Source organism: Burkholderia sp. E168m23 (assembly GCF_016586125.1).
In the GTDB taxonomy this organism is placed as follows: Bacteria; Pseudomonadota; Gammaproteobacteria; order Burkholderiales; family Burkholderiaceae; genus Burkholderia; species Burkholderia orbicola.
This window is the reverse complement of the sequence record NZ_BCPP01001146.1, coordinates 1-1,952: the sequence shown is the minus strand read 5'-3', so window position 1 is coordinate 1,952 and position 1,952 is coordinate 1. Positions and strand designations below refer to the sequence as shown.

Here is a 1,952-nt window from a genome sequence, read left to right as displayed (position 1 = left end):
CCGGCCGCCGCCGCCGCCCAGCAGCCGCAGCCGCAACCACACGCACAACCCCAGCCGGCCGAACACGCGACGCCGGCCGCGGCCGCGCATCACGACGACAAGCGCGCACGCCCGGCCGCCGCGGCCGCCGCCGGCGCCGAAGGCAGTTCGATCCGCGTCGGCGTCGAGAAGGTCGACCAGCTGATCAACCTCGTCGGCGAACTGGTGATCACGCAGGCGATGCTGGCCGAGACGGCGACCGCATTCGATCCGGCGCTGCACGACCGCTTGTTCAACGGGATGGCGCAGCTCGAGCGCAACGCGCGCGACCTGCAGGAAGCGGTGATGTCGATCCGCATGATGCCGATGGATTACGTGTTCAGCCGCTTCCCGCGGCTCGTGCGCGACCTCGCCGGCAAGCTCGGCAAACAGGTCGAACTGGTCACGTTCGGCCAGGCGACCGAGCTCGACAAGAGCCTGATCGAACGGATCATCGATCCGCTCACGCACCTGGTGCGCAACAGCCTCGACCACGGCATCGAGACCGTCGACAAGCGCGTCGCCGCCGGCAAGGACGCGGTCGGCCAGCTCGTGCTGTCGGCCGCGCATCACGGCGGCAACATCGTGATCGAGGTGAGCGACGACGGCGCGGGCCTGAACCGCGAGCGCATCCTCGCGAAGGCCGCGAAGCAGGGCATGCAGATCTCCGAGAACATCAGCGACGACGAAGTCTGGCAACTGATCTTCGCGCCGGGCTTCTCGACCGCCGAGACGGTGACCGACGTGTCGGGCCGCGGCGTCGGGATGGACGTCGTGAAGCGCAACATCCAGTCGATGGGCGGTCATGTCGAAATCTCGTCGCAGGCCGGCCGCGGCACGACCACACGGATCGTGCTGCCGCTCACGCTCGCGATCCTCGACGGGATGTCGGTCAAGGTGGGCAGCGAGATCTTCATCCTGCCGCTGAACTTCGTGATGGAGTCGCTGCAGCCGTCGAACGACGACATCTACACGGTCGGCAACGGCGAGCGCGTGGTGCGCGTGCGCGGCGAATACCTGCCGCTGGTCGCGCTGCACGAGGTGTTCTCGGTCGAGGACGCGCGCACCGACCCGACGCAGGGGATCGTCACGATCATGGAAACCGAGGGGCGCCGCTTCGCGATGCTGATCGACGAACTGGTCGGCCAGCAGCAGGTGGTCGTGAAGAACCTCGAAACCAACTACCGCAAGGTGCATGGCATCTCGGCGGCGACCATCCTCGGCGACGGCAGCGTCGCGCTGATCGTCGACGTCGCGGCGCTGAACCGCGAAACCCGTGCGACGCACGGCGCCCGAGCCGGCGCCGAGCTCGCCGTCTTCTGACTCTCGCCATTCAACCGATTGGGGGCAAACGTGTCTGCTGAAGTCCAAATGATCAATCCGGCCGCGGCGAATGCCGCGACGAGCCGCCGCGATGCGGCGCACGGCGATGCGACGGGCCAGGAATTCCTCGTGTTCACGCTCGGCGACGAGGAATACGGGATCGACATCCTGAAAGTGCAGGAAATCCGCGGCTACGACAGCGTCACGCGCATCGCGAACGCGCCCGAGTTCATCAAGGGCGTGATCAACCTGCGCGGGATCATCGTGCCGATCGTCGACATGCGGATCAAGTTCCACCTCGGCCGCGTCGAGTATGACCACCAGACCGTCGTGATCATCCTGAACGTGTCGAACCGCGTGGTCGGGATGGTGGTCGACGGCGTGTCGGACGTGCTGACGCTGCAGACCGACCAGATCATGCCGGCGCCGGAATTCGGCGCGACGCTGACGACCGAGTACCTGACGGGCCTCGGCACGGTCGACGGCCGGATGCTGATCCTGATGGACATCGAGAAGCTGATGTCGAGCCGTGAAATGGCGCTGATCGAGACACTCGGCGGGTAAGCGCGCCGCGCGCGCAGCAATTTCGGGAGAATCTGCAATGTTGCATA

Annotated in this window: 2 protein-coding genes; both read left to right on the top strand. The window is 66.5% G+C overall.

Annotation, left to right across the window (positions count from 1 at the left end; all coding sequences use genetic code 11):
* On the top strand, positions 1 to 1,341 hold a 1,341-nt coding region (locus tag JMF90_RS35055), incomplete at its 5' end, for a chemotaxis protein CheW (RefSeq protein ID WP_201326161.1).
* A gap of 48 nt (positions 1,342 to 1,389) precedes the next feature.
* Entirely contained in the window at positions 1,390 to 1,905 is a 516-nt protein-coding gene (cheW, locus tag JMF90_RS35050) for a chemotaxis protein CheW (RefSeq protein WP_012327702.1), read from the top strand.
* Positions 1,906 to 1,952 lie beyond the last annotated feature (47 nt).

Bases quoted from the DNA above. Each gene is read 5' to 3' on its own strand.
- cheW (WP_012327702.1), top strand. From the start codon at position 1,390: ATGATCAATCCGGCCGCGGCGAATGCCGCGACGAGCCGCCGCGATGCG.